This window comes from Soehngenia saccharolytica DSM 12858 (assembly GCF_059568515.1).
In genome coordinates this window covers 41,420-48,702 of sequence record NZ_JCANTN010000014.1, presented here as the reverse complement: position 1 = coordinate 48,702, position 7,283 = coordinate 41,420, and the positions used below count along the sequence as shown (strand labels likewise).

At 34.1% G+C, this 7,283-nt stretch carries 8 protein-coding genes and 1 tRNA gene; all 9 read right to left on the bottom strand.

Features of this window, described 5'->3' with window-relative positions:
* The coding region (gene tuf, locus BO51_RS05525) for an elongation factor Tu (RefSeq protein ID WP_496484742.1) at positions 1-1,018 on the bottom strand (1,018 nt) is incomplete at its 3' end.
* A 65-nt stretch (positions 1,019-1,083) separates the two neighbouring features.
* Positions 1,084-1,159 (bottom strand) — tRNA-Thr (locus tag BO51_RS05520).
* 47 nt (positions 1,160-1,206) lie between these two features.
* Positions 1,207-1,851 (bottom strand): RNA polymerase sporulation sigma factor SigH, encoded by a 645-nt coding sequence (gene sigH / locus BO51_RS05515; RefSeq protein WP_496484740.1) that lies wholly within the window; start codon positions 1,849-1,851, stop codon positions 1,207-1,209.
* A gap of 20 nt (positions 1,852-1,871) precedes the next feature.
* Positions 1,872-2,411 (bottom strand): NYN domain-containing protein, encoded by a 540-nt coding sequence (locus BO51_RS05510; protein WP_496484738.1) that lies wholly within the window; start codon positions 2,409-2,411, stop codon positions 1,872-1,874.
* Positions 2,374-3,129 (bottom strand): 23S rRNA (guanosine(2251)-2'-O)-methyltransferase RlmB, encoded by a 756-nt coding sequence (gene rlmB, locus BO51_RS05505; protein WP_496484736.1) that lies wholly within the window; start codon positions 3,127-3,129, stop codon positions 2,374-2,376. Before rlmB ends, BO51_RS05510 begins: the two co-directional genes overlap by 38 nt.
* A gap of 13 nt (positions 3,130-3,142) precedes the next feature.
* Positions 3,143-3,913: an FAD-dependent thymidylate synthase gene (gene thyX, locus BO51_RS05500; RefSeq protein ID WP_496484734.1), complete on the bottom strand. Its 771-nt coding sequence runs from the start codon at positions 3,911-3,913 to the stop codon at positions 3,143-3,145.
* Complete coding sequence (locus BO51_RS05495) at positions 3,910-4,356, bottom strand: Mini-ribonuclease 3 (protein WP_496484732.1); 447 nt, start codon at positions 4,354-4,356, stop codon at positions 3,910-3,912. Before BO51_RS05495 ends, thyX begins: the two co-directional genes overlap by 4 nt.
* Positions 4,341-5,741 (bottom strand): cysteine--tRNA ligase, encoded by a 1,401-nt coding sequence (gene cysS / locus BO51_RS05490; protein ID WP_496484730.1) that lies wholly within the window; start codon positions 5,739-5,741, stop codon positions 4,341-4,343. The genes BO51_RS05495 and cysS overlap by 16 nt, the downstream gene beginning before the upstream one ends.
* Positions 5,742-5,799: 58 nt before the next feature.
* Positions 5,800-7,281 (bottom strand): glutamate--tRNA ligase, encoded by a 1,482-nt coding sequence (gene gltX / locus BO51_RS05485; RefSeq protein WP_496484728.1) that lies wholly within the window; start codon positions 7,279-7,281, stop codon positions 5,800-5,802.
* Positions 7,282-7,283 lie beyond the last annotated feature (2 nt).

Below are 7,283 nucleotides of genomic sequence, written 5' to 3'. Positions count from 1 at the left end.
CTGTTGTTCCAAAGAAAAATTGTGGTCTGTATCCGTTGAAGAATGGTGTGTGTCTTCCGCCTTCTTCTTTGCTTAATACGTATACTTCTGCATCAAATTTCTTGTGGGGTTTTATTGTCTTTGGTTTTGCTAGTACTTGTCCTCTTTCGATTTCGTTCCTTTGTACTCCTCTTAATAGTACTCCTATGTTGTCTCCTGCTTGTGCTTCGTCTAGTAGTTTCTTGAACATTTCTAGTCCTGTTACTACTACTGTTCTTGATTCTTCTGTTAGTCCTACTATCTCTACGCTTTCTCCTACTTTGATTGTTCCTCTTTCTACTCTTCCTGTTGCTACTGTTCCTCTTCCTGTGATTGAGAATACGTCTTCTACTGGCATTAGGAATGGTTTGTCTATTTGTCTTTGTGGTTCTGGAATGTATTCGTCTACTGCTTCCATTAATTCTATTATCTTGTCTCCCCATTCTCCGTCTGGATCTTCTAGGGCTTTTAGCGCTGAGCCTACTATGATTGGTGTGTTGTCTCCGTCGAATTCATATTCGTTTAGTAGTTCTCTTACTTCCATTTCTACTAGTTCGATTAATTCAGGATCGTCTACCATGTCTGCTTTGTTTAAAAATACTATTATCTTTGGTACTCCTACTTGTCTTGATAGTAGTATGTGTTCTCTTGTTTGTGGCATTGGACCGTCTGCTGCTGATACTACTAGTATTGCTCCGTCCATTTGTGCTGCTCCTGTGATCATGTTCTTTACATAGTCAGCGTGTCCTGGGCAGTCTACGTGTGCGTAGTGTCTTTTTGGTGTTTCATATTCTACGTGTGATGTTGAGATTGTTATTCCTCTTTCTCTTTCTTCTGGTGCTTTGTCTATGTTGTCGTAGCTTACGAATTCACCTGAACCATATCTTTTATTTAATACTAATGTGATTGCTGCTGTTAGAGTTGTTTTGCCATGGTCTACGTGTCCTATTGTCCCTATGTTTACATGGGGTTTTGTTCTTTCAAATTTTTGTTTTGCCATTTTATTATTCCTCCTTGAATTTTTAATATTTTTATAGAAAACTCGTCCTAGTGTGTCTTACTTTTTGGAGCCCGCGACCGGATTTGAACCGGTGACCTCTTGCTTACCATGCAAGTGCTCTACCTACTGAGCTACGTGGGCTTACAGTATTTAATTGTACTATAAAATTAAATTATTGTCAATACCAGTTAACTGTTTATCGGTCTTAGATAAGTTTCAATTTTCTTTTTTATTCTTTGCAATGCATTGTCTACTCTTTTTACTTTGCAATTCAGCTTATTTGCCATTTCACTATACGAATGTCCGTCGATATACATTAGAAATATTTTTTTCTCAAAATCACTCAAAAGCGCATCAATTTTCTTTTCAATATTTCTTATTTCTTCTTGCAAAATGTAAATTTCTAAGGGATCGCGATTGTTTAATGAAGATATCACCTCTTCATATTTCCTGTCTGTTTCTTGGCCAAATATTTCTCTATTTAGTGAAACATAATTATTAAGTGCTCCATTTTTAGGTCTATTTGCAGCATTAAAAGCTGTGATTATTTGCCTTGTGATGCAAATATTTGCAAAGTACTTAAAAGATGTGAATTTTTCATGATTAAATGATTTTATAGCTTCGTATAATCCAATTAAGCCTTCTTGGATTATATCGTCTTTATCAGCTCCGCAAATATAGTAATTTTTTGCCTTGTATTTTATGTTTTCAGCGTATTTTTTTATTATAAACTCAAGCGCTTCTTTGTCTCCTTCTTGCGCAAGCTTTACTATTTGTTCATCTGTCATCTTGAAGTAATCAACCAAATTGCCGCTCTTGATGTTTAAATCCATTAAGAAGCCTCCTGAAGTTGTTAATCTTTTTCCCATTCTTTTAATGCTTTTTTTAATACATCTTCTAACTTTCCAACTTGAATGTCATTTTGCAAGTTCATCTTTTTACGCTTTCTCTCAATAGTCTTTTTAGCATTTTCAATTTCTGCTTTCAGTTCAAGCGCAGATATTCGTATCCCTCCTTTTTGCATGATTATGTCTTGCTCTATCCGGTCAGATGTAGCTACTGTAACTTTTTTCACTCTGCCAATATCATCGAGAATTCTTTCAATGTAGTGGTCTGCCAACTCATTTTCCTTAGTGTAAACTACTTTTACGCCTTTGTATTCATCTACAGTTGTGATGTTGCCTTTTACCATGTAAGCGTCAAATACAACAGTTATGTCTATGTTTGAGTAGTGAAGGTATTCTGAAAGGATTTCTAGCAATCTAATTCTAGCATCTTCTAAACTGATCTTAGATAGTTCTTTTAACTCTTCCCATGAGTTTATTATATTGTATCCATCAACATATAGGTATTCTTCATTCTTTGCTTTCATTTCTCTGTCTTTCCACTTCATAAATCAATACAGCAGCTGCCGCTGAAGCATTGAGTGACTCAATGTTGCCTTTAATAGGTATCTTTACCAATCCATCACACTTTTCTCTGACCAGTCTAGATATTCCTTTCCCTTCAGCACCTATTACCAACCCTACAGGACCTCTTAGGTTTGATTTATAATACAGGCTCTCGCCAGCCATATCAGCTCCATATATCCAAAGTCCCTGTTCTTTTAACTCATCTATTACAGTGGATATATTGGTGACTTTTGCTACTCTCATGTAAAGAGCCGCTCCTGCAGATGTCTTTAACACAGTCTCATTTATTGTTGCTGCCCTTCTCTTAGGTATGATAATGCCATGTACTCCAGCACATTCTGCAGTCCTTATTATTGCACCTAAATTATGTGTGTCTTCTATGCAGTCTAAAATCACAACGAAAGGGTCTTCTTTCTTTTCTTTGGCGTATTCTAATATTTCGCTTATTTCACTGTATTTATATCCCGTTACTAATGCAACTACTCCTTGATGAGCAAGTCCATTTGCGAGATAATCCAACTTCTCCTTTTCTACATATTGAATGATGATATTTCTTTCTTTTGCTTGATTTATTATCTTAATTATAGAGCCTTTGTTTTCTCCTTTTAGAATATAGAGTTTGTCAATTTGCTCATCGGTTTTTAACAATTCAAGTACTGGGTTTCTGCCAACTATATAATTTGTATTTTTCTCGTCCATTTTCTATCTCCATTTAACCTATATTGTTTAGTTCGCTAAAAAACTGTCTTACTTCGTTTATCTTGCCACAAGTCATATTTCCCTCTTTGCAAGGTCCATTTATGCAATTAGGTCCTGCATTTTTAAATAATACTGGATATACTTTTTTCACTTCTTTTAGCATCTCTATAGCCAGATTTCTTATTTCCCATTGAGCTCTGTTACATGTTCTTAAAGTAAAGAAATTCATGAGACTCCTAGCATTCATGGTCATCACTATTTTAGTTTCACAAGCATTTGGAAAGAGATATCTAGCGTCTTCTATCGCTTCTTTCTCTGCTTTTGATTTAGCTTTTTTTTCACTTAAGCCTTCAGATATGTACTGGCTTTTCTTTTTTTCAGTTAGTATTTGTGATATTCTATTATATGCTTTTTGGTCTTCTTCCATCATTTTTAAAAATATTTCACTAGCCTCTTCATCTTCTGAAATGCTTGGTGGAATTATGTACTCAAATTGATCTAGTTTGACATATCTTTGAGATTGTTGAGAATAACTTGCTAGCCTGTGTCTTACAAGCTGATGTGTTAATACTCTAGAGACACCTTCGATGCCAAATGTAAAACTCACATGCTCTATAGGACTTTCATGTCCTAAATCAACAAGCATATTTAAGAAAGATTCAACTTTTTCTTCATCTTGATTCTCTTCGATTTCTGTTATCCCAACTTGTGAATAACAGAGTTTTGCAGCAGAAGCAATCAATTTTTCTCCATCCGGTGTGTATCTTAACAATTCAACTTTCATTTCAATGCTCCTTCACCTAAATCAAATATTTTTAAAAATATCTCCTCAATCCTTTCAAATTGACCTTTCAGATATAAATATCCAAATAAGCATTCCAACCCTGTAGCGTATTTATAATCAATGAGTTCAGTATTTTTAGGGGAGGAATTAATTTTAGCATTCCTCCCTCGTCTTATTATAGAGAGCTCTTTTTCGTTAAAAAAACCCTCTAAAGATTTAACTGCGCTAGCTTGTGATGTTGCCCTGACATATTTTCTGGCTTTTTCATTTAATTTATTTACATTTAAGTCAACTTCTAAAATAGTTGTTCTTACCATTAGTTCATATACAGCGTCACCTATATACGCTAATTGAAGTGGATGAAGTCTTTCCACATCTTCTAAATTTAAGTTTGAATTCAATTGTCTAAAGATGTTTAGAGTGTTTTTCAAATTCTCTTCCATTTTACACCGTCTTTTGTATCCTCAAGGATAATTCCTTTATTCTTCAATTCGTCTCTTATTTCATCAGCTTTAGCAAAATCTTTATTTTTTCTATAATTGTTTCTTTCCTCAATTAACTTTAGGATATCCTCTTCTAATATTTCATCTTTCTTGGATAGAATCCCTAAAACTTTATTCAGCTCCATAAACACTTTATATGCGTATTCCAGTGATTCTTTAGATTTGGTTTCGTCAAGATTTTGATTTATATACCTTACAAGCTCAAATATTGAAGCTATTGCATCTGCTGTGTTTATGTCATCTTCCATGCTTTTTATAAATTTATCTTTAAAATAGTCTACATTCTCTTTAACTTTTAGATAGTCACTTGTTTCAGTTGATTCGATATCGCTCTTTTGAATACTGTACTCCAAATTCTTCTTTGCATTATAAAGCCTATCTAAAGCACTTTTTGATTGTTCCATTGCTTCTTTGCTAAAATTGATTTGAGATCTGTAGTGAGCAGATAACAAGAAGAACCTTAAAACTTCTAAGTCATAGTACTTCTTTATATCTCTTAGCGTGAAAAAGTTTCCCAAGGATTTAGACATCTTTTTATTGTCGACTGTAAGCATTGCATTGTGAAGCCAATATCTCGCAAATGGTTTTTCTGTCAGAGTCTCAGATTGTGCTATCTCATTTTCATGATGTGGAAATTGTAAATCTTCTCCTCCTGAGTGAATGTCTATTGTTTCACCTAATAGAGCTCTTGCCATTACTGAGCATTCAATATGCCACCCGGGTCTGCCTTTTCCCCATGGGCTATCCCATGAAGGCTCACCTGGTTTTTCCTTCTTCCACAGAACAAAATCCAATGGGTTTTCCTTGTCTTCATTTATTTCAATTCTCGCACCACTTATGAGCTCATCAATGTTTTTTTTGCTTAATTTCCCATAATCTTTAGCGCAATCTATTCTAAAGTATACATTTCCATCAACTGCATACGCTGCATCTTTCTCGATCAACCCTTGTATGAATTCTATCATCTTATCGATGTATTCAGTTGCTCTGGGGTGAAGAGTGGGATATTCATATAAATTCAGCTCTGTCGCATCTTCTATGAAAGCATCGATATAGGTTTGTGCTATTTCTTTAGTGTCTTTCCCTTCTTCATTTGCTTTATTTATTATCTTATCATCTATGTCAGTAAAATTGATGACCATTTTTACATCTAAACCTTTATATATAAAATACCTTCTTAAAGTGTCAAATACGACTAATGGTCTAGCATTTCCAACATGTATATAGTTGTATACAGTAGGGCCACAATTGTACATCGTAACTTTTCCTTCGACAAGTGGTATGAATTCTTCTTTTTTTCTGGTAAGGGAATTGTAAAGCTCCATAAATATCCTCCTATGTTTAGTCCTAGTAAGTCCTCGATGTTAATCATATTATATAATATCATGATAGTTTTTCAATAACTTTTCTTGCTCTTCTAATTATCTTGTCTTTCCCTAATAAATACAATATATTTACTAATTCAGGCCCGTGTTCGCTACCTGTCAGTGCAACTCTAGTGGGCATGAACAAGTTCTTCCCTTTTATGCCAGTCTTTTGCTGTATTTTTTTCATAAATGTCTTTGCCTCTTCTAAATCAAATTTCTCAATGTTGGAAATCTCTTCGATTATAGCATTCATTATAATTGGAGTGTTTTCATTGTTTAAAAACTCATTGAACAGCTCTTCTCCTATTTCGATTTCTTCCGAAAAAATAAACTTGGATTTTTCAGGTATCTCACTTATAGTAGATATGTTTTCTTTTAATGTTTCTACTAAGCAATCGATCCATTCTGTATTTTCATGAGCAAATCTCTCATCAATTAGGTCCTCATTTATTAAATATGGAATAGCTAGTTCTCTTATTCTCTCAGTAGATGAACTTCTTATATAATGTCCATTTATCCAATCTAGCTTATCCAGATCAAATATGCCGCCTGTCTTTGAAACCCTTTCAAAAGAGAATTTTTCTACCATTTCTTCAAGCGACATGATTTCATTGTTGTCTTCTGGACTCCAACCGACTAAAGCCAAATAGTTTACTAAAGCTTCAGGCAAATATCCTTTATTTCTAAAGTCTTCTACCGAAACATCGCCTTGTCTTTTAGAGAGTTTCTTTCTATCTTTATTTAGGACTGTAGGCAAATGAACATATGTGGGTTTTTCCCATCCAAACGCCTCATATAAATACACATGTTTTGGAGTAGATGGTAGCCATTCTTCACCTCTAACAATATGTGTGATGCCCATTAAATGATCGTCTACCACTACTGCAAAATGATAAGTAGGGTACCCATCCGATTTTAATAGAACTTGGTCATCCATGTCTGAAGTATTTATTGTTATATCGCCTCTTACAATGTCATAGAAATTTATGTCTCTATTGTGAGGCAGTTTTAACCTTACTACATATTCTTCTCCATTTTCCACTCTCTTTTTAGCTTCTTCTAGTGGGATGTTTCTACAAAATCCATCATACCTAGGAATTTGCCCACTTATTTTTTGTTCTTCTCTAACTTTATCTAATCTTTCCTTTGTACAAAAACAATAGTAAGCATGTCCATTTTCAATTAATTCATCTACGTATTTTTTGTATATGTCTAATCTCTTAGATTGAATGTATGGTCCAAAATCTCCTTTTTCAACAACTTGTCCGTTTTCTATAAACACTCCTTCATCATAGTTTATGCCTGCCCATTGAAGAGAATTAATTAAGTTTTCAATTGCACCTTCAACAAATCTTGTCTGATCTGTATCTTCTATCCTCAAAATAAATTTCCCATTGTTTTTCCTAGCAAATAAATAATTATACAATGCAGTTCTCAAACCACCTATATGAAGATAACCTGTAGGGCTTGGTGCAAACCTTACTCTTACATTATCCATTT

Coding starts and splice junctions, on each gene's coding strand:
- rlmB (WP_496484736.1), bottom strand. CDS start 3,129: ATGGACGAGAAAAATACAAATTATATAGTTGGCAGAAACCCAGTACTT.
- gltX (WP_496484728.1), bottom strand. CDS start 7,281: ATGGATAATGTAAGAGTAAGGTTTGCACCAAGCCCTACAGGTTATCTT.
- cysS (WP_496484730.1), bottom strand. CDS start 5,741: ATGGAGCTTTACAATTCCCTTACCAGAAAAAAAGAAGAATTCATACCA.
- thyX (WP_496484734.1), bottom strand. CDS start 3,913: ATGAAAGTTGAATTGTTAAGATACACACCGGATGGAGAAAAATTGATT.
- BO51_RS05495 (WP_496484732.1), bottom strand. CDS start 4,356: ATGGAAGAGAATTTGAAAAACACTCTAAACATCTTTAGACAATTGAAT.
- sigH (WP_496484740.1), bottom strand. CDS start 1,851: ATGGATTTAAACATCAAGAGCGGCAATTTGGTTGATTACTTCAAGATG.
- BO51_RS05510 (WP_496484738.1), bottom strand. CDS start 2,411: ATGAAGTGGAAAGACAGAGAAATGAAAGCAAAGAATGAAGAATACCTA.